The organism is Paenibacillus sp. YN15 (assembly GCF_003285005.1).
GTDB lineage: Bacteria > Bacillota > Bacilli > Paenibacillales > NBRC-103111 > Paenibacillus_AR.
In genome coordinates this window covers 210,410-231,698 of the sequence record NZ_QMFA01000004.1, presented here as the reverse complement: position 1 = coordinate 231,698, position 21,289 = coordinate 210,410, and the positions used below count along the sequence as shown (strand labels likewise).

General features: G+C 56.2%; 13 protein-coding genes. All 13 read left to right on the top strand.

Going from position 1 to position 21,289, the window contains the following annotated elements; all coding sequences use genetic code 11:
• Positions 1-105 precede the first annotated feature (105 nt).
• The 13 genes from DQG13_RS05555 to DQG13_RS05490 all read left to right on the top strand — a co-directional run bounded on the left by DQG13_RS05555 (position 106) and on the right by DQG13_RS05490 (position 21,236).
• Positions 106-1,140 (top strand): Gfo/Idh/MocA family protein, encoded by a 1,035-nt coding sequence (locus DQG13_RS05555; RefSeq protein WP_113018749.1) that lies wholly within the window; start codon positions 106-108, stop codon positions 1,138-1,140.
• 326 nt (positions 1,141-1,466) lie between these two features.
• Entirely contained in the window at positions 1,467-2,420 is a 954-nt protein-coding gene (locus DQG13_RS05545) for an ABC transporter permease (RefSeq protein ID WP_397333932.1), read from the top strand.
• A 10-nt stretch (positions 2,421-2,430) separates the two neighbouring features.
• Positions 2,431-3,300, top strand: a complete 870-nt coding sequence (locus DQG13_RS05540) for a carbohydrate ABC transporter permease (protein WP_113018746.1) — start codon at positions 2,431-2,433, stop codon at positions 3,298-3,300.
• Between the two features lie 113 nt (positions 3,301-3,413).
• On the top strand, positions 3,414-5,021 hold the full coding sequence (locus tag DQG13_RS05535; protein WP_113018745.1) for an extracellular solute-binding protein: 1,608 nt from the start codon (positions 3,414-3,416) through the stop codon (positions 5,019-5,021).
• A 106-nt stretch (positions 5,022-5,127) separates the two neighbouring features.
• The gene (locus DQG13_RS05530) at positions 5,128-6,897 is read left to right on the top strand and encodes a cache domain-containing sensor histidine kinase (RefSeq protein ID WP_113018744.1); all 1,770 of its coding nucleotides are present in this window, start codon (positions 5,128-5,130) and stop codon (positions 6,895-6,897) included.
• Positions 6,869-8,482, top strand: coding sequence for a response regulator transcription factor (locus tag DQG13_RS05525; protein WP_113018743.1), 1,614 nt, complete (start codon positions 6,869-6,871; stop codon positions 8,480-8,482). The genes DQG13_RS05530 and DQG13_RS05525 overlap by 29 nt, the downstream gene beginning before the upstream one ends.
• Before the next feature lie 97 nt (positions 8,483-8,579).
• Positions 8,580-10,805, top strand: coding sequence for an FAD-dependent oxidoreductase (locus DQG13_RS05520; RefSeq protein WP_113018742.1), 2,226 nt, complete (start codon positions 8,580-8,582; stop codon positions 10,803-10,805).
• Positions 10,802-12,052, top strand: a complete 1,251-nt coding sequence (locus tag DQG13_RS05515) for a glycosyl hydrolase family 28 protein (RefSeq protein ID WP_113018741.1) — start codon at positions 10,802-10,804, stop codon at positions 12,050-12,052. The genes DQG13_RS05520 and DQG13_RS05515 overlap by 4 nt, the downstream gene beginning before the upstream one ends.
• Before the next feature lie 571 nt (positions 12,053-12,623).
• Entirely contained in the window at positions 12,624-13,865 is a 1,242-nt protein-coding gene (locus DQG13_RS05510) for an SGNH/GDSL hydrolase family protein (protein ID WP_113018740.1), read from the top strand.
• A gap of 152 nt (positions 13,866-14,017) precedes the next feature.
• Complete coding sequence (locus DQG13_RS05505) at positions 14,018-19,018, top strand: golvesin C-terminal-like domain-containing protein (RefSeq protein ID WP_146767104.1); 5,001 nt, start codon at positions 14,018-14,020, stop codon at positions 19,016-19,018.
• Between the two features lie 607 nt (positions 19,019-19,625).
• Positions 19,626-20,189 (top strand): TetR family transcriptional regulator, encoded by a 564-nt coding sequence (locus DQG13_RS05500; protein WP_113018738.1) that lies wholly within the window; start codon positions 19,626-19,628, stop codon positions 20,187-20,189.
• A 106-nt stretch (positions 20,190-20,295) separates the two neighbouring features.
• Positions 20,296-20,745, top strand: coding sequence for an alpha/beta fold hydrolase (locus DQG13_RS05495; protein WP_220094328.1), 450 nt, complete (start codon positions 20,296-20,298; stop codon positions 20,743-20,745).
• A gap of 17 nt (positions 20,746-20,762) precedes the next feature.
• Positions 20,763-21,236 carry a hypothetical protein gene (locus tag DQG13_RS05490; protein ID WP_113018737.1) on the top strand — a complete coding sequence of 158 codons (474 nt, stop codon included), beginning with the start codon at positions 20,763-20,765 and terminating at the stop codon, positions 21,234-21,236.
• Positions 21,237-21,289 lie beyond the last annotated feature (53 nt).

The following is a 21,289-nucleotide window of genomic DNA, read 5'->3' as shown; positions in this document are numbered from 1 at the left end:
AAGGTATTGGTTTGCGAGGACGGATGGGAGCAAGATTAAGCGGCGGAGCTTATTGATCGGCGAGGGCGGATCGGAGCAAAGCCAAATGGAACGGGGGATAAAACGATGACGGAGCCAATCAGAATCGGCCTGGCCGGAGCGGGCCGGGCCGGATGGGGTATGCACTGCAAGGAGCTGGAGGGCAAGGAGCGGCTGTTCCGCATTGTGGCCGCCTGCGATCTGATTGCATCGCGGCGGAAGGCCATGGCGGAGCGTTATGGCTGCAAAACCTATGAGCGCCTGGAGGATCTTATGGCCGACCCGGATGTAGAGCTGGTGGATGTGGCCACCCGGTCCTCCGACCACTGTGTCCATGGGCTGCTGGCGCTGGCCGGGGGCAAGCATGTTTTTATGGAAAAGCCGCTGGCCTGCACGTATGAGGAGGCGCTCCGGCTGCTGGAGGCGGAGCGGCAGAGCCGGGGCAGGCTGTTCGTGCGCCACAACCGCCGGTTTGATCCCGACTTTCTCCATGTCCGGGAGGTGATGGAAAGCGGCATTCTGGGGGAGATTTACGCTGTCCGGCTGTGCCGCCACGGCTACCAGCGCCGGGATGACTGGCAGACCATCCTGGCATACGGAGGCGGCCAGCTGCTGAACTGGGGGCCGCATATTATCGACCACGGCCTGAGACTTTTGGAGAGTCCGGTGGCTGAGCTGTGGAGCGACCTGAAGCGGGTGGCCGCCGTTGGCGATGCGGAGGACCATGTGAAAATCATCATGAAGGGGGAGAACAACCGGCTGGTGGATCTGGAGATCAGCGGCGGAGTGGCGGAGCCGTCGCCGCAATATGCGGTATACGGCGCAAGGGGCACGCTGACCGTAACGGACGGCCAAATGTCCCTGCGGTATCTGGACCCTGCTGTACCGCTTGCGGAGAAGCGGGCGGACCCGGGCACACCGGGGGAAACCTTCGGCAGCGCGGAGAGCCTGAGCTGGCTGACGGAGACGATGCCTGTGGCTCCGGCCCGGGAGATGAACATATGGGAGGAGCTGTACCGCTCCATCCGGTTGGGGGAAACCTTTCCCATCGCCCTGGAGGAGGCGCTTGAGGTGATGCGGATCATTTCGGAGGCGAAAAAGGCGTCGGTTTTCACCGGGTGAAGGGGAGCAGCAGCATAAGCTTAATCACGGAAACGGCAGAAATGCCGTTTTTTTGTGTTTGGCCGCCGCATCGGGACACGAAAGCCCCGTGTTTTGCCTCAGGGTCCGGGATAGTCCCCTCCTCCCCACGCCTGCTGCTAAAGATCGTATAAGAATATCGCAAGATCAAAGAAAAACCGCCCCCTGTCCCCATGCTAAGCTATAGAAAACAAACCCCCAAAAGTGAAGAGACGCTTCGAAGCAAATTCCGGGTACTTTTGGGGGAGCCCCCGAATGAAAATGCGGCAGTCGTGCATTTTCGCAAAAAATAACAGACAGGTGATGAGATGCAGATGAAAACGGCGGCAAGCACGCTAACAGGAGGTCTGACGGGCAGCCTCAAATCCAGGTTCAAAACCATACGCAGATACAAAACCATGTATCTTTTGCTGTTTCCGGCATTGATCTATTTTACCGTATTCAAGTACATTCCCATGGCCGGGATTATCATTGCCTTCAAAAATTACAACATGGTGCTGGGGTTATGGGACAGTCCCTGGGTAGGGCTGGACAACTTCAGGGATTTCATCAACGGAGTGTACTTTTGGGATATTATGGGCAACACCATTATTATCTCCCTCTATAAGCTGCTTCTGGGCTTTTCCGCGCCGATTATCCTGGCCCTGCTGTTGAACGAGGTGTCGGTCCAGTGGTTTAAGCGGATTGTGCAAACCATTACCTATCTGCCCCACTTCCTGTCCTGGGTTATTGTATACGGGCTGATGGTGGCCCTGCTGGCTCCGGGGGACGGACTGGTGAACATGCTGCTGAAGGAAAACGGCTTTGCGCCCATCTCCTTTTTGACCGAGCCTGCATGGGGAAGACCGATGATTATTCTGTCCGAAATCTGGAAGGACATTGGCTGGGGAGCCATTCTCTACCTGGCTGCGCTGGCGGGCATCGATCCCAGTCTGTATGAGGCGGCCCGTATGGATGGAGCGTCCAAGTGGAGGCAGCTGTGGCATGTGACTCTTCCCGGCATCCGCAGCGTGGTGATTCTGATGCTGATTCTGAAGCTGAGCCATATTCTCGACGCCGGATTTGACCAGATCTTCATGTTCGCCAATACCTTCAACCAGGAGAAAATCGATATTATTGATACCTGGGTGTACCGCGAGGGGTTGGAGCGGCTGCGGGTAGGGCTGGCGACGGCGGTAGGATTATTCAAGGCCCTGATCGGATTTGTGTTGGTCCTGGTTTCCAATAAAATGGCCAAAAAATTCGACGGGCAAATATGGTGAGGTGATAGGGATGGTCAATCTGACGTTTGGCGAAAAAACCGGGAAAGTTGTGGTTTATTTCATACTGGTTGTGTTATCCGTGCTGTGCCTGTTTCCGTTTCTGTACGTGGTGGCGGTATCCCTGACCCCCGAATCGGAGGTGCTGCGCAAGGGAGTTGTGATTATTCCCGAAACCGTTACATGGGCCGGCTACAGGGAGGTATTTTTCTCCCAAGGCATCGGCCAGGCTTACAAGGTTACACTGTTCCGGACGCTTGTGGGCACGGCGCTTAACATGCTGTTTACCGTCATTGCCGCCTACCCGCTGTCCAAGAAATATTTGCCCGGACGCGGCCCCTTCCTGATGTTTATTGTGTTTACCATGATGTTCAGCGGCGGTCTGATTCCATCGTATCTGCTGATCCGCTCCCTGCATCTTCTGGATACCCCCTGGGTGCTGGTGGTGCCCCATCTGATCAGCGCCTTCAATCTGGTGATTATCAAAGGATTTTTCGAGCAGCTGCCCGGTGAAATTGAGGAATCGGCCCGGGTGGACGGAGCCAGCGAAATGCAGTCTCTGTGGAAAATCATTCTGCCTCTGTCCATGCCCGTAATGGCTACGGTGTCCCTGTTTTATGCCGTGGGCCATTGGAACAGCTACTTCGATGCCATTGTGTATATCAACAAAACAAGCTTGATGCCCTTGCAGGTGGTCCTGCGCAACATTCTGCTCAATGTCCAATCACAAAGCGCCGATGTAGGCGCAGGCACAGAGCATGTCAGCACCATCGCGCTGCAAATGGCGGCCGTGGTGGTAACGACGGTGCCGATCCTCGTAGTATACCCGTTTTTGCAAAAGCACTTTACCAAGGGTGTGCTGCTGGGCTCCATCAAGGGTTAGGCAAGAACAACGAAGGTTATACCATCGGGGTGATTTCCGCCCCTTAGCGGGCAAGGGTGCAAGCCCTTCCACGCTCCGATGTGGTAATATAAACAAATAAAGGAGAGGTCAACATGCAAAAAAGAAAGATTTTGTTCCCCATGCTGGCGGCAACAGTCGGTTTGGGAGCGGTCCTGGCGGGCTGCGGAGGCAAGGACAAGGAGGATGCAGGCGCTAAGACCCCCGCTGCGTCATCCGGAGCAAGTGCAAGCCCGGCGGCCAATCCATTTGCCACCAAGCTGAAAATCACCATGTTCAACCAAGGAACCTTCAATGCGGCGGCCCCGATTCCGCCCAAGGAGGAGGATGTTCAGCGCCAAATGATGGAGAAGGCAGTGAACATTGACCTTAACATGATCATCCCGCAGGCAGGTCAGGCCACCACCAAGCTGAACACCCTCATTGCCGGGGGCGATACGCCGGATATGATTTTCCTGAAAAACCGGACAGATTTGGCCCAATATTATGATCAGGGGATTCTGGCGGATTTGACTCCGTATCTGGACCAATTCCCGAACTTGAAGAAGCGCTTTACCGCCGAATCCTGGGACGCCATGAAATATAAAGGCAAAACTCTGGCCGTGCCGGGCTACGACAATGTAAACGGCATGATCAACAGCATCTACATCCGCAACGACTGGCTGAAAAAGCTGAATCTGAAGGTGCCCACCACCCCCGACGAGCTGTTCGAGGTGATGAAGGCCTTTACGGAAAAAGATCCGGACGGCAACGGCAAGCAGGATACCTACGGCTTCATTGCGGGCATGAATAAAGAAGGGGTGCTGAATACCTACGGCTTCGACACCCTGATGTGGATGTTCGGGGTTAACCCGCCGGGAGCCATTGACGTTAAGGACAATCAGCCTGTCTACCTGTTCCTCGACTCCAGAATGAAGGAAGCGCTGGCTTACATCAACAAGATGATGGAGGCCAAGGTGGTGGACCCGGACTGGGTAACCATGAATACCTCGGATCTTTTGGACCAAAAGCTGTACAAGGGCAAAGTGGGAGTTATGGTCAGAGATGCCCGCCGGATGGAGCCGGACGCCCAGCAGAAGATGCAGGAGGTTGGCGGGGAAGTGCCGGAATGGATCATTGTTCCGCCGATGAAGGGTCCGCGCGGCGATCAGATTCTCGAGCGGAAAACCTACCAAAGCAACTCCTGGGCCATCTCCGCAAAGGCGGACAAGGAGAAGATTATCCGCATCCTGTCCCTGCTGGATTACATGTTTACGGATGAGGAAGCGTATCCCTACTTTGCCTACGGCCTCAAGGGGATTCAGTGGGACATGGTGGACGGAAAGCCGAAGAACAAAACTCCGGATCTGACCAAGGAGCAAAAAGACAAGTACGCCTGGTCCGACCATTACAAATTCCCGCGGCGGGGCGACGATGTGGAATACTTCAGCTTCAAGAGCCCGAAGACCATTGAGGCTTTCCAGAACAACCAGAAGTATGTGGCGCCGACCCTGCCGGGTGCCGGCCTGACCGCTGACCCGAATGACACCAAATCCGCGGAGCGGGTCCGGTACATCAACGAAATGCTGGTGAAATTCATGAGCGGCAAGGAGCCCCTGACCAATTGGGACGCTTTTATCCAGACGCTGGAGAGCAAATTTGATCTGCAGAAATACAAGGACAGTGTAACCGCGCAGCTGAAGGAGCTTGGCTACATCAAGTAAATAGGAAAGAGAGGGGCATCATACTGTCCCTCTTTTTCTGCCTTTGTGCTAATCTGGTGTAGAAATGATGGAGACCGACTCGGACAAAAAAAGGGGAGAACAAGCATTGCGGAGAAGACTCAGCCTGCCCCTGAAGCTGTTTTTCTTTTGCTTCGCCTTTGTGCTAAGCTGCGTGATCCTGATCAGCCAGCTTTCCTACCAGTACATTCAGAAGGAAACCCGAAGCAACGACAATTATTACATCAAGCAGATTCTGGATAAGGTGGACCAGTACCTGACGGTGAATTTCTCCTCTTTCCAGACCATTCTGTTTTCCCTGGAAACCTCCGTTCAAGCCAATTTGGAGAACCCGGAGGTGATCCGCAATCAGGTCCGGCAGCTCTATGAGATGAACAGCAACTATGTCAGCAATATTTATCTGATCAAAAGCGATTTATCCATTATTGGCGGGAGTACGCCTACCCGCATCTTCGACGAGGCCTTGCCTGACCGCAAGCCTCTGTTTGACGCGGCCAACCGCAACAAACGGTCCACGTTTGTAAGCGAGCCGTACCAGTCCGTCTATTCCGGCTGGACCGTGACCATGGTCCGGTATCTGAACGGCGCTCCCGTTCCGCTGGCAGTGGCGGTGGATCTGGATTTAAACGCCATTGAGGCCACCCTGTTCAAAATCCATAAAGAAGAACAACTGAATCTGGCCCTGGTGAGCGCATCGGGCAACATCATTGCCGGATTTTCCGATAATAAGGGTCCCCAGGAGGTGCAGGAGCATACCTTTGCCGTGGGGGACAAGTCCGGGCTGGAGATCATCGATACCGGCGGGACCAGCATGCAAATCCGCACCCGCGAGGGCAAGCCGGTGTCCATTTTGAAGCAGCCTACAGAAAAATTCAACTGGCACATCATCTCCATCAATGATGAATCCCGTCTGAAGGCGGCGCTCTCCCGGCTGCAGAAGTACAACGCGGCCATTCTCCTGTCCGGCCTCCTGCTCAGCCTGTCCATTGCTTATTTTATCGCCAAGTATATCCGCAATCCGCTGCAGGAGCTGAAGAAGAAGATGCGTCGGGTGGAAAAGGGCGATCTGGAGGCGGGGCCGCCCACCGTCCGGGATGATGAATTTGGCGATTTGGCCAGAGCCTTCGACCGGATGGTCAACCAGATTGCTGATTTGCTGGAGCGCTCCGAAGCGCATAACGCCATGCGGCGCAAGCTGGAGATTCAGGTGCTGCAGGCCCAGATCAACCCGCATTTTCTGTACAATACGCTGGGCTCCATCAGCAATGTGACCCGGCTTGGCCAGCTGGACAAGGTGGATGTGGTGATTGACGCGCTGATCTCCCTGCTGGAGTACGGCATCTCCGACGCCTCGGAGGAGGTGGCCCTCCGCTACGAGCTGCAGAACGTGGCCGATTATGTGGCCATCCAGAATATCCGGTACAACCGGAACTTCCAGCTGGTAGAGGAAATCGAGGAAGGGCTTCTGGACTTTCCCGTATTTCGGATGCTCTTGCAGCCCATGGTGGAAAACAGCATTTTCCACGGCTACAGCGGCGGGCAAATCGAAGGCCCCATCGAAATCCGGGCTTACCGGGAGGAGGGCTTTACCGTCATTGAGGTAGCCGACCGGGGCCAGGGCATCCCGGAGGACAGGCTTGGCCAGCTGCTCAAGCCCGCAGCCAGGGAGACGGAGGCCGGACGGAAGCGGATCGGCATGAACAATATTCATGAGCGGATCAGACTGCATTGCGGCGAGCCCTACGGCCTGGAGATCAGAAGCCAACCCGGGCAGGGAACCTGCGTCCGCGCGCGGTTTCCCGCACAATTGACAAAGGAGCTGCAAGAGGATGAGAACCTACACCTGTCTCATTGTTGATGACGAGGATTTGATCGTCCAGCGACTGGAGCTGTTTTTTCGGGAGCTGGCCCAGCGGGACCCGCGGTTTATCCTTGCCGGCAAAGCCTACAGCGGAGCCAGGGGAATGGAGGAGGCGCTGCGGCTTAAGCCGGATATTATCCTGTCGGATATCGTGATGCCCGACATGGACGGGATCACCATGATCGAGGAGCTGAAGCCCAAGCTGACCGGCACCCAATATATTCTCCTGACCGCCCATTCCTCCTTTGAATATGCCCAGCGGGCTATCCGCTCCAATATTCTGGAATATATCGTCAAGGTTCCCCTGCGGGAAAAGGATCTGGAGCGGGCCTTGGGCAAGGCTGCCGCCACAGTGCAGGAAATCAAGAAGAAGGAGGATGAGCTGCTGTCGTTAAGCGCCACCGTCCAGGAGAACAAATACCGGGTGCGCAAGCAGTTTGTCAACGAGCTGATCCGCGGGGAAATTCCCTCCCGCCGGGCTTCGGATTCCGGCAGCGGGATGCAGTTTTATTTTTTGGAGTCCAGCTATTGCTGCTTTATTGTGGAGATGAACCATTACGAAAGCTTCCGCAGCGAGTATTCCGCCGCGGATCAGAGCATTTTGAAATATGCCGCCGTCAATGTCATTGAAGAGACCCTGGCCGAATTCGGCGCCGGAACCGCCTCCGAGCTGTACGATAACCGGTATATCGGCATGCTGGCCTGGGACAAAACCCACAGCGGGCTGGATGTGGAGTTTACCTGCCAGGCTCTGGGACGGCGGATCGTGAAGCATATGCAGCAGTTTTTGAACCAGGAGGTTTCCGTGGGTTTTGGCGGTTTGCACAAGGGATGGGAAGCGGTCAAAAAAAGCTACTCGGAGGCGGCGGACATCTGCGGGGATTTTTATTACCGGGAGCCAAAGGCGGTGATTACCCCGGCCCACCGCATCCGGCACAGCAGCGCCCGCAAGGAGGAGTTTCAGGGGAAGCTGGCGGAATTTCTCTCCTGGATGTACAGGGAGGCGGAGCGCGGGGAGCTGGAGGAGCGGCTGGCGGGGCTGGAGACGGCGGGGCTGGAATGGCGCATCCATCAATCGGTTATGGCGCCTATGCTGCGGGATTTTTACCGGGATCTTGCCGCCAAGCTGAAGGCCTGGGGCGTTACCGAGCCGGCGGGGGAGGATTTTCCCGGGCCGTTCATGACCTTCCGGGAGCAGCTCCGGTTTATCGGCGGGTTTATCTACGAGCATCTGCAGACGGGCCATGCGGCCCAACGGACGGAGATTACCCGGGCCAAACGCTATATCGAGCAGAATCTGCGGCAGCGCCTGACCCTTCAGGCCATTGCCGATCATGTAAATTTGGCTCCCACCTATTTCAGCAGCATGTTCAAAAGGGCGGTAAAGGAGGGAGTGGTGGACTATATCAACCGGCGCAAAATCGAGCTGTCCCTGGAGCTGCTGCAATCCCGGGACTACTCCATTCTGGAGCTTTGCGAGGCGGTGGGCGTGGTCAATGAAGGCTACTTCTGCAAGCTGTTCAAGCAGTACACCGGCATGACGCCCAAGCAGTACCGCAAAAAGATCCATGGTTTGAAATAGGAAGCAAAATTCTATGAGTTTTTCGAAAAATCCTGTAAACAATTCTTCTGCAAAAGGCTTACCATGAGGTCAGACTGCTCATGGAGGTTGAAGGCGAATGGAGATTATCAAGTCGGATATTACGGTGATCGGCGGCGGAATTGCCGGTATCTGCGCCGCCGTTGCCGCGGCGCGGAACGGAATGCGGGTAGCGCTCATCAATGACCGTTCCGTGCTGGGCGGCAATGCCAGCAGCGAAATCAGGGTGCATATCAACGGCTCGGCCTATCTGGGCAACAGCCCCTCCTATTATGCCCGCGAAGGGGGCCTGGTGGAGGAGCTGAAGCTGCGGATATTCCATTATAATCCGCTGTACAACCGGAAGCTGATGACCCCGCTTTCGGATGCGGCCTTGCTGGATATGGTGGAGAGGGAGCCCAATATTGCCCTTTTTCTCAATACTACCGTATACGAAACCGGAATGGACGAGGGCCGGATCGGCTGGGTGGAGGGGCTGCAGCTGGCCTCCGAGCGGAGATTCCGCTTCGAAAGCGCTTATTTCATCGACTGCTCGGGGGACGCCGTGGTGGGATACCAGGCGGGAGCCGATTTCCGCTGGGGACGGGAGGCCCGGAGCGAGTTTGGGGAAAGCCTGGCCCCGGAGACGGCGGACCGCTATACTATGGGAGATACCATTTTGTTCCAGACACGGGATATGGGCTTTAAGGTTCCCTTCAAGCGTCCGGAGTTTGCCTATGATATTACAAAGCTGAGCTTCTTCGAGAGCATCCGCAAGGGGCTGAACCACCGGAAAATCCCCCGCAAGGCCAATGGTCTTCAGGGCTTATGGTGGCTGGAGTACGGCGGGCATCTGGATGTTATCAAGGACAATGAGGACATTGCCCTGGAGCTGCGGAAGCTGGTGTTCGGCATTTGGGACTATATCAAAAACAGCGGCGAATTCGATGATGTGGATAATGTGATTCTGGATTATGTATCGCCTCTGCCGGGGAAGCGGGAGTCCAGGCGGCTGGTGGGGGACTATATGCTGACACAGAACGATCTGGCGGAAAAGACGCCCTTCGAGGATGCTGTGGCGGTGGGCGGCTGGGCCATGGATCTCCATGCCGCCAAGGGAATTTACGACGAGGGGCCTGCCACGGCATGGAACTTTGTGCCGGGGATGTACAATATCCCCTTCCGCAGCCTGTACTCCTGCAATGTCCCCAATCTGCTGATGGCGGGCCGCAACATCAGCGCCACCCATGTGGCCTTCGGGTCCACCCGGGTGATGGCCACCTGCGGCTGCATGGGGCAGGCGGTGGGCACGGCCGCCGCATTATGCGTCAAAACCGGCGCGGACCCGTCGGCGCTGGCTGCCTGGCATATGGCCGAGCTTCAGCAGATTCTGCTCCGGGACGGCCAGACCATTGTTGGGCTGCGGGAGGAGATGGACCCTTATTTTGCCCGGGGGCTAACTGTTCAGGCTTCGTCGCAGCGGGAATTCAGCAATCCTGACGCCTCTCGGGCCTTCTCTCTGGAGCAGGGGCTGTGTCTGGTGCTGCCTGTTTGCACAGAGCGGCTGGAGAGGGTGGACATTCAAGTAAGAAACAGCTCCGACCGGGCGCAAACTCTGGGCATCACGGTGTTCGGCGGCAACCGGAAGGAGAATTATATCCCGGAAACGGAACTGAAGCGCACCGCTATGGAGATTGGGCCAGGTTATGACGGCTGGATTACGCTGGAAATAGGCTGCGGCCGACCTGCCGACGACAAGCTGTATCTGGCGCTGGAAGGGATGGAGGCTCTTGCGGTGTATGCCAATGAAGAACGGGTCACCGGCGCTGCCAGCTTCCACTACCGCCCGCAGGAGCCGGGGAGGCTGAAGCGGTGGGAGCATTGCATCGCCTTCCGGAATGTGGTTCCCGCGCAAAATATGTACGCTCCCGGGAATGCGGTCAACGGCTATTCGCGGCCCCACGGGCTGCCGCATGTGTGGGCATCCGGGCGCGCGGAGGGACAAGAGTGGCTGGAGCTTGTCTTTGATGGGCCGAAGGATGTGGAGGAGCTTCAGCTGGTATTCAATCCCCGGCTGGATCTGGAGCATTTCGACGATCCCATTGAAACGCTGGTGAAGGATTATGATGTGACCCTGACTTTGGCGGACGGCAGCTGTCAGACCGTTGCGGTGCGGGACAATTTCCTTGCGCTGAACAGCCATCGGCTTGATGCCTGCGGGGTGGTGCGCATCCGGCTGGATTTCCGCGCCACCTATGGCTCGCCGTTTTATGAGGTATTTGCCGTTAAGCTGTACGCTCCCGGTGCAGGGGAGGTGCGGTCATGAGCGGCGGCTTTCAGGTGACGGTGAACGGGGCGGAGGAGCGGGTGTATACGACGGAGCTGGGGCAATTTTGCCAGTATGAAGGGGCGTATCCCGCTCAGGTCTGCATCCGGTGTTCTGATCCCGTTGAGACGGTGGATGTCCGTCCCAAGAGCAGGGGGATTACGGCTGAATGGGATGAGGAGGAGGGGCGGATCACCTTTACCCTGGCCGCTCCCATGAAGCTCAGCATTGAGGTAAACGGGGATTTGGCGCTGCCGCTGTTTTTGTTTGCGGATGGGCCGGAGCTGGATAGGCCGGATCTCTGCGACCCCAAGGTGAAGGCTTACCGGGCCGGACAGGAATATGAGGCGGGCGTCATTGAGCTATCCGACGGGGAGATGCTTTACATTGAGCGGGGAGCGGTGGTTCACGGGTGTGTCATCGCCCAGGATGCCGCAGATGTATCCATCCGGGGCCGGGGGGTGCTGGATGCCAGCCGGCATCAGAACGCCACCCAGTTTCTGGGCTGCCGGGGAGTGGAGATTTCGGGCATTACCATTGTCAAAGGCGGGATTGAGTGGGTAAACCGGATTTTTTGCTGCACCGACGTCCGTATTTCCAATTATAAGGGGATTTCCTGGGGACGGTATTCCGACGGTCTTGATCTTCTGGGCTGCAAGCATGTGCAGGTGGAGGATGTATTCATCCGCAGCGAGGACGACAGCATCTGCATCAAGTCGGACAAGTTCGGGTTCCAGGGGGATGTGGAGGATATCCGCATTGAAAATAGCGTCATCTGGAACGGGCTGGGCGGCAACGGGGTGGAGATCGGCTATGAGACGGATGCCCGGTACATCCGGGATGTCTGCTTCCGCAATATCGATATTATCCGCACGGATAAGCCCAAGGAAAGCTGGTGGAGGAGGGCAGCCCTCAGCATTCACCATGCCGGGAGCAGCGCCGTCTCCGCCATCCGGTTCGAGGATATCCGGATTGAAGCGGCCATGGAGAGCCTGATTTATTTCGAGCTGGTGACGGCCACTCCGGAATGGGGCAGCGGCGGCGGCACTTTGACGGATATTTATTTGCAGGATATTCAGCTGAACGGCGGTCCTGCCGCCCCTTCCATTATCCGGGGGCTGCCAGGCAATGACCTGACGGGGATCGTCTTCGAGGGGCTGCTGTACCACGGCAGGCGGATCGGGAGCGAAGCGGAAGCGCTGGCGGCAGGATTTGATATCAGCCATGCGGAAGTGATATGGAAGTAGTGGGCGTGGCGCTGGGGGGGCCAGATAGCGGAAGGGGACTTTCCGCTATCTCCTGCAGAAGCCGGCAAATCAGGCAATAACGGAAGGGAATTTTCCGCTATTGCCTCCTTTTGCCGCCTATAGCCCCAGCTTGCGGGACAATAGCGGAAAAAGGGCTTCCGCTATCTGCACCAGAGCGGCTGCGCAGCTCAAATAGCGGAAAAGAGGCTTCCGTTATCGGTTCTTCCCAACGGCTGAGCGGCCACATTAGCGGAAACTTGTTTCCGCTATACGCTGTTTACCCGCTCCCATTGGCGAATAGCGGAAGCCTATTTCCGTTAAAAGGGGGGCATCCCCCGGAATGTGGGCTGGAGCAAGCAATAGCGGAAAACTCCTTCCGCTATCGCCCCCATTTTGTAAGCCAGGCAGCAAATAGCGGAAGATTGCTTCCGTTATTCGCTGCCTCCGCTTTGGCACCAATCCGATCTGCGGCATGGACTTATGCTTTTTAGGGTAGCGGCGCGGACTGTTTTACAGGATAATAGCATTGAAAGCGGCCGAAGCAGGCTGCAGGAAAGGAGTCGATTGCGGCATGGAGGAGTTGTTTACACGCAACGGGCTGCCGAATATATTCGGCAGGCTGGCGAAGGGCGGGGATGTGACGGTGGCTTATCTGGGGGGCAGTATTACCCGGGCGGAAGGCTACCGGGTTATGACCGCCCAGTGGCTGGAGGAGCAGTATCCCGCCGCCCGTATCCGGGCGATAAATGCAGGAGTCTCCGGCACAGGCTCGGATTTGGGCTGCGCCCGGCTGGAGATGCAGGTGCTGCAGCACAAGCCCGATTTGGTGACGGTGGAGTTTGTGGTCAATGACGGCGGAGACCCGGAGTCCAAGGCCCGCGTCGAGGGCATTGTCCGGCAAATCCGCAAGGCCAGCCCGCAGACGGATATTCTGTTCCTTTATACGCTGGCGGAGCGGGATGTAGCGGAGTTTCAGGCGGGCCGGTACCAGAAGGGGGCCAGCCTCCAGGAGGAGGTGGCGGACTATTACGGCATTCCGTCCATCCATCTGGGAGTGGAGGTGAGCCGCCGGGCAGGGGAGGGTTCGCTGATTTTCACAGCCCCCCAAGGGGCGGAGGCCAAGGCAGGAGCCATCGTCTTCACCCATGATTCCATCCATCCCACCGTACCGGACGGTCACCGGATTTATGCGGATACCATCATCCGGCATCTGGAGACCCTCCGCAGCACTCAATCCGAGCCCTCCCGCAGCTTGAGCAGGAACGGCGCTCCAGTGGAGCACTCGCTTCCGGAGGAGCCGCTTGTGCCGGGAAATCCGTGGGAGTATGCGGCCATGGCCCCGCCTGCGGAGCTGGCCCGGTTTGATGACCGCTGGCGCTTCGAGACCCCGGCGGATTTTGCCCTGGCCCGGGAGTATGACTGGCTGTTTCCCGGCTTATGGCGGGCGGAGGAGAGCGGCGCTGCCTTTACGGTGGAGTTCACCGGCACCCGGCTGGGCCTGTTTGACATCGGCGGCCCCGATTCCGGCAGGCTGAAGGTAACCGTGGACGGCGGGGAGCCGTTCATCATCGAACGGTTTACCCGGTACAACGATCATAACCGGAATGAATATGTGTTTTTGCCGGAGCTGCCCAACGGCAGGCACAGCGTCCGCTTCGAGATCGACGCCGGGAAGACGGATAAAGCCCAGGTGTTCCAGGCTGCTGGAAACACAGCGGGGTTGGAGCATATGCGGGCTTTTCCCGAAGAATATGCCCGCTCGGTGATTCAACTGGGGATGCTGCTCACCGTTTGCCCTCCTTTGGCGGAGTAAAAGGGAGAGGGGGAGCTGCCTCAATTATCCCATTTTCGCAAGATGCTGTAAGGAAATCATAAAATCGCAGAAATTAAGCGCTTTCATATACGGTATCATCGTAATCGGTGTCGGCAGCGGCACCGATCCTTTATTTTGAATGGAGGTATGGGATGATGTGGAAAAAGCTGCTTGTGGTTGGCCTTGTGTTGACTCTGGCGATGCCCTTCGGAACTGCGATGAAGCCGGAGGCGGCATTGGCGGAGGAAGCGGCGCCTTACAAAACCATCATTGTGGATGACGGAAGATTGACCATTGACGGGGCAGTCACCCTTGATCCGGACAATGCCGTTACCGGCTTCACGGCGGACGGCAACTGGAGAACCACAACCAACGTGAAGGGGGACGGCAATTCCGGCACCAGGTGGACGGATGCGGCCAACAGCTCCATCACCTGGAATCCGGGCCTGAAGGCAGGCAGGGCGAAAATCTCCCTGTATAAGGTGGATTGGGCGGATAAAGCGGACAGCAATGTAAAAATCGAAATTGTCCACAATGGCGTGACAGAGGTGCAAGTTGTGGACCTGCGGCCGTCCAGCGGGGGGACAGGCTGGATTGAGCTGGGCGAGTTCGATTTCAGCGGAACGGAGGCCGAATATGTCCGGCTGACCCGGGTCCAGCCTACTACCGGCACAATTTTGACCCGGGCGGATGCGGTGAAATTCGAGGGTTATATTGAACGGCACGCCACACCCTACAAGACCATTATTATGGATGACGGCGACGACGGCTATTCGGCTTCCAGCGGCTGGCGGGTCAGCACCGGGGTGAAGGGCTACAACAATTCCAGCACCCGGTATACGGATACCATCGGCGACGCCATTACCTGGAATCCCCGCCTGGAGGCCGGGACCGTGCGGATTTCCCTCAACAAGCTGGATTGGGCGGATAAAGCCGACAGCAATGTGAAAATCGAGATCGTCCATAACGGTGTGACGGAGGTGCAGTTTCTGGATCTGCGCCCATCGGCGGGAGGGACAGGCTGGGTGGATTTGGGCCAGTACGATTTCAGCGGCACCGGAACGGAGTTTGTCCGGCTGACCCGGGTTCAGCCCACCACCGGCAACATTCTGACCCGGGTTGACGCGCTGAAATTCGAGGGCTACATCAAGCAGAAGGCGCCGCCCCTGCCGCCGCTGCGCAGCCGGGATTTGCCGAATCTGGCCTACACGGAAAAAGGCAGCATCGAAAACGCCGGCTACAAAGCCACCTTCTACGAAGCGGCCTGGGACGGCGGCTCCGCCATTGTGCGGGATTTGGCCTATAAGGATGCGGCTGCCGGGGCATGGGTGCCGGTGAATACTGTGGAAGAACGGCTGGAGGAGCAGTGGGTGCTGCTGGAAGGGGAGGCGGGTCAGCGCTCCAACTATTACGAGACGATGAACAAAAGCTGGATCACCTTTGACGGCGTTCAGTTTCCCGACAGCCAAACGGCAGTTTTGACTGATTCGGCCCATGCCGCCGACTACGATTTCCAGATCACATGGTCCTTGGCCGGGGACAGGCCGGAGCTGACCTACCATTTTACCCCGCGCCGCAGCGGCAACTATGTCATCGGCCTCCAGGCGTTTACGTCGGAGGAGCGGACAGCGGTGAAGGAAGTGCTGAGCGGCTTTAAGTCCCATGCCAAGATGATTGGAACAGTGGAATCCACCGGCCTGTGGGAATTAACGGCGCCCATGAGCCTGGTGGAGAAGAACGGCAGCGCAGGCGAAGCCCTTACGTACGGGATATTCGTACCGTCCCAGGAGCTGCCTCTGGAATTTGAGGCTCACGGCGGGGCAGGCAACCAGCGGCTGGGGATGAGCCTGGTGAACAACGAGGGAGGCGTCCAGCCCATTCTGTATGCGCCCCAGTTAGGCGCCCATTCGCAGATGGCGGCGGAGAGCACCTACACGTTCAGCCTGGGATTGTTTGCGGAGAAGGCCGGCTTATATGACTCTTACGAAACCATCCTGCGCAGCGAATACAACTATACTGCATATCGGGAAAATGTCAGCGGCCAATCCTTGACCGACGCCATGTTCAATATGATCGATCTGCTGAAGGTGGAGCCGGAGGGGGATGATTCCGCCGAGTACGTGCCCTCCCCCAGCGGCTGGTGGAGCCGGGCCAAGGGTTTCATCGATATTGAGAATGAGGATGCAGTCCGCACCTCCTCCAACGGTGTGCTGATGAGCGCCTACTACCTGACCGGAGATGACGCCCTTTACGACAGCCGGGCGCTGCCCTCCGTGGAATACGGCGTATCCCGGAACGGAGTGGGCTGGTCGCCGACGAAAAAACCGGTATACAGCGTCCCCTCCTTTTGGAAAATGGCCTCTCTGCCCTTCGATTTCTCCACGGTTGCGGCCTTGTCCGGACTGATGAAGGATTCGCCGGGGATTGAGAAGCTGGCCCAGGAGGAATACCGCTTCCGGAACCCGGATCAAAGCGACCGGGGGCCGGTGATTCAGCCGCTGATGATGTACCGCATGACCGGGGACGCCTCCTATCTGCAGCAGGCCAAAACGGCTGCGGACGCCTACATCACCCAGCATATTGACACGCCTGCATCGGTGGACATTTCCAAAAATGAGTTTATCTATAATTACGGCAAGCTGTGGATGGAAATTCTGGAGCTGTACGAGGAAACCGGGGAGAGCCGCTACCTGGATGCCGCCTATAAGGAGGCCAAGCGGTATGCCACCATGTTCGTGGCCCGTCCCGTTCCGGAGGGGGCCTTCACCATTCCCCAACCGGCGGAGCCGTACCGGGAATCCTTTCACTGGCCGGTGGAGAGCAAATACGACTATCCGCGGGATGATTTTCCCGAATATGAAACCGGCGGCATAACAACGGACAGCTGGCTGGTTTCCCCCAACGGGCTTACCTTTGAGGCGGCAAACACCTCCCTTTATTACCGGATGAACGCCCAGGAGGCGCCGTTTATGCTGCGGCTGGCGCAATACACCGGGGACGAGCTGCTTAAGGACATTGCCCATAATGCGGTGATCGGCCGGTATGCCAGCTATCCCGGCTACTATTATAAAGGCTTTTCCGTAAGCCAGCTTGATCCGCAGTTTCCCATTCTCGGCCCCAGCGAGCCCACTTCCGTTTACTACCACCATATTCCGGGGCAGCTTGGCCAAACCATGGACTATCTGGTCAGCGAGCAGTCTCTCCGGTCCAACGGAAGCATCGCCTTTCCCTCTGTATTTGAAACCGATTTTCTTTGGTTCAAATACCATTTGTACGGACACAAGCCGGGCAGCTTCTACGGCAATTCCAATGTGTGGCTGTGGATGCCCAAAGGGATTATAGACACCGGCAACCCGCAGCTGAACTGGATTACGGCGGAGAGCGGAGACCAATTCTATATCGGGCTGACCAATGCCTCCGCCGGGGAACAGACGGCTTCCGTAACGTTGAATCCGCAGCTGATCGGCTTTGATCCGGCTCTGGAATATCCGGTGACCCTGATCCGGGACAACGGCGCGCCCGAAACGGCTGTGATGCGCAATGGCATCATTCATGTCACCGTTTCCGGCCAAGGCATTACGGCGGTGATCGTAGGGGGCCTGCAAATTGCGGTGCCGCTCCACCAAACGGACGCCGCCGCCGCTAACGGGACGGGGGCAGACGATGCCACCTATTTCTTCGATACCCACAGCCCCATTGACGCCGTTAAGGGGATGCTCATTGTCAAACCCGACCAAACCTCCTACAACGCCTATATTCAGGCCAAAACGGAACAGGTCTCCACGCTTCATTATTCTTTGGACGGGGGGCAGACGTATACGGCGGTGCCGGATTTGATCTACCCCATGGAATGGTCCGTACGGGTAAACGACTTGTCCACGGCCTTCACCTATTATGTGGAGTCGGGCGGCCAGCAGACCAGAGCCCGGACTCTGTATTTGCCGGACCATGTAGAGACCGTCCCGGTGCAGCCGGATTGGCAGCCGGGGGCTTCCATTGTTGTGGACAATACGGAGGCGGAGACGGAAGGGGTCTGGATTCGGGATACTTCAGGCAACGGCTACTATTATGACGGCTATGTGTATGCCAAGTCTGCAGCAAGCACGCCTTCCAGTGTTATCCGCTGGCGGCCGGAGCTGCCGGAGAGCGTGACCTACAATGTCTACGTCCGGCTCCCCCAGATGACGGTTGCCACTGAAAACTGGTCCACCAATGCAAGCTTTACGGTTCATTATGATGGAGGGGCCGAGACGATTGCGGTGGATCAAAAGGCCTCCGCAGGCGATTGGGCATACCTGGGAAGCTTTCCTTTTGCGGCGGGAACAGGCGGTTATGTGGAGCTGACCAACCGGGCCAACAATTCCCGGGTGGTTGCGGATGCGGTGATGTGGGTGAGCGGGGCCCATCAGCCCCAATGGCACTCGGCCGCCATTGGCGCCGACAAGGATGTGCTGGAAATGACCCGGAGCGTGCAGCTTTCCGTCACCGGTTTGCTGGATAACGGACTCCCCGGGGATTTGAGCCAGGCGCAGATCAGCTATTACGTGAACCGCACCGATCTGGCGTCGGTGGATGCTAACGGGCGGTTGACCCTGTGGCAGTTGGACGGAACCGCAAACCATATTGAGGTATGGGCAGTTGTCGCCGTGGACGGCATTACCCTGGAAACGCCGCGTTTGTCTATCCCGATTAAGGATTTGACTGTCATCGTGGACAGCGCCAATACGGAGGGGCTGTATACGGCGGAGGGCTCCTGGAACCAAAGCAATCTCTCCGGCTACAAAGCAGGAGTGAAATCCCGCTACACCATGACTCAGGGCTCGGCTTCCCGGTGGAAAGCCCAAATGCCGGAGGGGAATTACACCGTATCCCTCTACAACATTGTCCATACCTCCGGCCGGGACCCCAACATTCAAGTGGAAGTGAAGCATAAGACGGGCACGGAGGTGCTTTCCATCAGCCAATCCACCGGCTCGTCGGGCTGGTTGAATCTGGGCACCTACGACTTCGCCGGAGACGGCAGCGAATATGTCCGCCTGATCCGGGTGACCCCCACCACCCTGGAGGAGCAAACTCCGGCGGCGGAGATGATCTACACAAGAGCCGACGCAGTTAGGTTTGAGCGGCATTCGTATCAGAGCATGCAAGAATAGATAACAGGATTGCCCGCCACGGGGCCTTGTCGGCTCCGGCCATATCCTGCCAAGTCCCAGGGGATAGCCGCCGCCACAGAGGAGCGGGACCCGTCGGGATCGGAACACACCCAAATCAGAACGCGCATTGGAGCTTGGCTCTCCGGTGCGCGTTTTTCTCATAATTAATTCCCGGGAAGGGGAGTTCTTCCGCAGTGATGCCTGCGAGGAGCAGTTGGGGACAGGCGGGCAGCCTGCCGTTGCGGAACTGTGCGACTCTTGCGGGGGCGAAAACGAAAGTGTGGATGGAATAACGGAACTAGGAAACCGTTACAGTCCTGATTCGGCGAAAATAGGGCGAAAATCCGGCTGCGGAGAGAAGGGGGAGCGCAGGCCATTTTCCGGTGCGGGGACAGGGCGGGTGCCGATCCGGTCAGCACACGGTGGCCCACCACAGCCTAAAAGAACCTGGCGGTGATCTTCCGCCAGGTTCTTCCCATCCGCGGCACTTCTTTGGCAGCTTGCAATCGTTTATTCACAGCTGCATTGACACCGTAACTCTTCTGTGCTACGTTACACTTGTATTAAACGCGTTTAATACAAGTGTAACGTGAGGGAAGTGGCATAAATGCACAATAGTGCTGTCAAAGACCAATTAATACAAGCGACAGTGAACCTTTTGACAAAAAGTAAAAATCCGAAAACAATAACCGCTCGGCAAATCGCTCATGAAGCCAACGCAAATGCAGCAATGATCAATTATTATTTTGGTTCAAAAGATACGTTATTAAGCACAGCCGTCAATAAGCTAATCGCTGACAGAGCCGTTGCATTGCAAGAAATCAGGGAGAGCAGCATACCCGCCAGACAAAAATTGAAGGAGTTTCTGGTTACTCTGTCTGACATTACGATTGATTATGCCGAACTGACCAGACCTACTATACCGTATTTATTGCTGGAGGGCGAAATTGAAGTACCCTACCATATTCTCCCGATGGTTAAGGAATGCTGCGGAGACAGAAGGTCTGAGACGGAATGCAGAATCATTGCCTATCAGCTAATTTCTTTTTCACAATTGGTATTTTATCGTTCCAGCGATTTTTCCAAATTCACAGGTATCAATATTGAAGATAAAGGACAAAGAGACAAATTGCTTCAAACCACTTTAGATATTCTTATGGGAAGAGAGTGAGTGAGAATGCCGGCGATAAAAGTATACAGAGGCATTGCAAAGTTGAGCAGCGTGGATTTGTTCTTTATGGACAGCCAAAAAGGGGATCTAGTCATTATTTGTCTTCATGGCAGATGCGGAAGAGCAGAAACATGGTATGACTTTATACAGCAATACGGGAACCGATATCGGTCCGGAAAAGCCGTCGCCAATAAACGAATCCTTGAAAAACAGCCCGACGAGAGATTGGCCGCTGCCGTTTCTCTCCAGAATGGAAGCAGCAGAATTTATTCAAAAAATATCCTGCTCCGATTTGGAATATCAGTATTTTATGGGCAGTTATGTGAGCTGGCATCAGCTTTTGCCTCAAATAAAGTGTCCCGTTTTGCTCATCCGTTCAAAAAGCCATGAGGCTGTTCCGGATAGCGAATACGCAAAGATGCAGGCGCTTATAACCGATTGCGTCGCATATGAAATGACACATTGGGATCATAACGTTCATTTGGCCGATAAGGAACAATTTTTTAGCTGTATGGATCAATTTTTAAGCTATGTAATGAAGGATTTAGTGGAGTAATAAAAGGGGTGGACAATATGGAAAATAAGACCAAGTTCAATAATATCAGCAAAACCGGATTCTGGGCGCCATTGTTTTCCGTTCTTTTTTATCTGGCATTTGATATTGCCGCAATTCTGAATATGTCGGGAATACTGGCATCGCAATTCTGGATATCGATCTTGTATTACACCCCTTCCATATTTCTGGCTCTATCCTTTGTGGTGATGATGGTAAGCATCCATCATTATGCTCCTCCAGACTCAAAAATATATAGCCATATCGGCGTAACCCTTGCATCTATTTATGCGACCATCAACTGCTTTATTTATATTATTCAGGTTTTGATCATCGCCCCCACCATTGTCGGCGTTCTGATTTGGCCGCCGCTCTTTTATATTAGCGCCTCCGTGGGAATTATATATCCTTTGGCCGCCGTATTGATTGCCGTATTGTTCCGCAGAAATAGCGCACGCCTCTACTCCTTCTGCCCTCCCGACCACCCGACCTAGCTCCCCCCTCCTCCCGAAGGAGGACCGCCATGACCGTTCTTATGACCCCAGTC

What these genes read in the sequence shown, in the direction of transcription:
- DQG13_RS05525 (WP_113018743.1), top strand. Translation starts at nt 6,869, where the DNA reads ATGAGAACCTACACCTGTCTCATTGTTGATGACGAGGATTTGATCGTC.
- DQG13_RS05495 (WP_220094328.1), top strand. Translation starts at nt 20,296, where the DNA reads ATGGCAGATGCGGAAGAGCAGAAACATGGTATGACTTTATACAGCAAT.
- DQG13_RS05500 (WP_113018738.1), top strand. Translation starts at nt 19,626, where the DNA reads ATGCACAATAGTGCTGTCAAAGACCAATTAATACAAGCGACAGTGAAC.
- DQG13_RS05490 (WP_113018737.1), top strand. Translation starts at nt 20,763, where the DNA reads ATGGAAAATAAGACCAAGTTCAATAATATCAGCAAAACCGGATTCTGG.
- DQG13_RS05510 (WP_113018740.1), top strand. Translation starts at nt 12,624, where the DNA reads ATGGAGGAGTTGTTTACACGCAACGGGCTGCCGAATATATTCGGCAGG.
- DQG13_RS05505 (WP_146767104.1), top strand. Translation starts at nt 14,018, where the DNA reads ATGATGTGGAAAAAGCTGCTTGTGGTTGGCCTTGTGTTGACTCTGGCG.
- DQG13_RS05545 (WP_397333932.1), top strand. Translation starts at nt 1,467, where the DNA reads ATGCAGATGAAAACGGCGGCAAGCACGCTAACAGGAGGTCTGACGGGC.
- DQG13_RS05555 (WP_113018749.1), top strand. Translation starts at nt 106, where the DNA reads ATGACGGAGCCAATCAGAATCGGCCTGGCCGGAGCGGGCCGGGCCGGA.
- DQG13_RS05540 (WP_113018746.1), top strand. Translation starts at nt 2,431, where the DNA reads ATGGTCAATCTGACGTTTGGCGAAAAAACCGGGAAAGTTGTGGTTTAT.
- DQG13_RS05535 (WP_113018745.1), top strand. Translation starts at nt 3,414, where the DNA reads ATGCAAAAAAGAAAGATTTTGTTCCCCATGCTGGCGGCAACAGTCGGT.
- DQG13_RS05520 (WP_113018742.1), top strand. Translation starts at nt 8,580, where the DNA reads ATGGAGATTATCAAGTCGGATATTACGGTGATCGGCGGCGGAATTGCC.
- DQG13_RS05515 (WP_113018741.1), top strand. Translation starts at nt 10,802, where the DNA reads ATGAGCGGCGGCTTTCAGGTGACGGTGAACGGGGCGGAGGAGCGGGTG.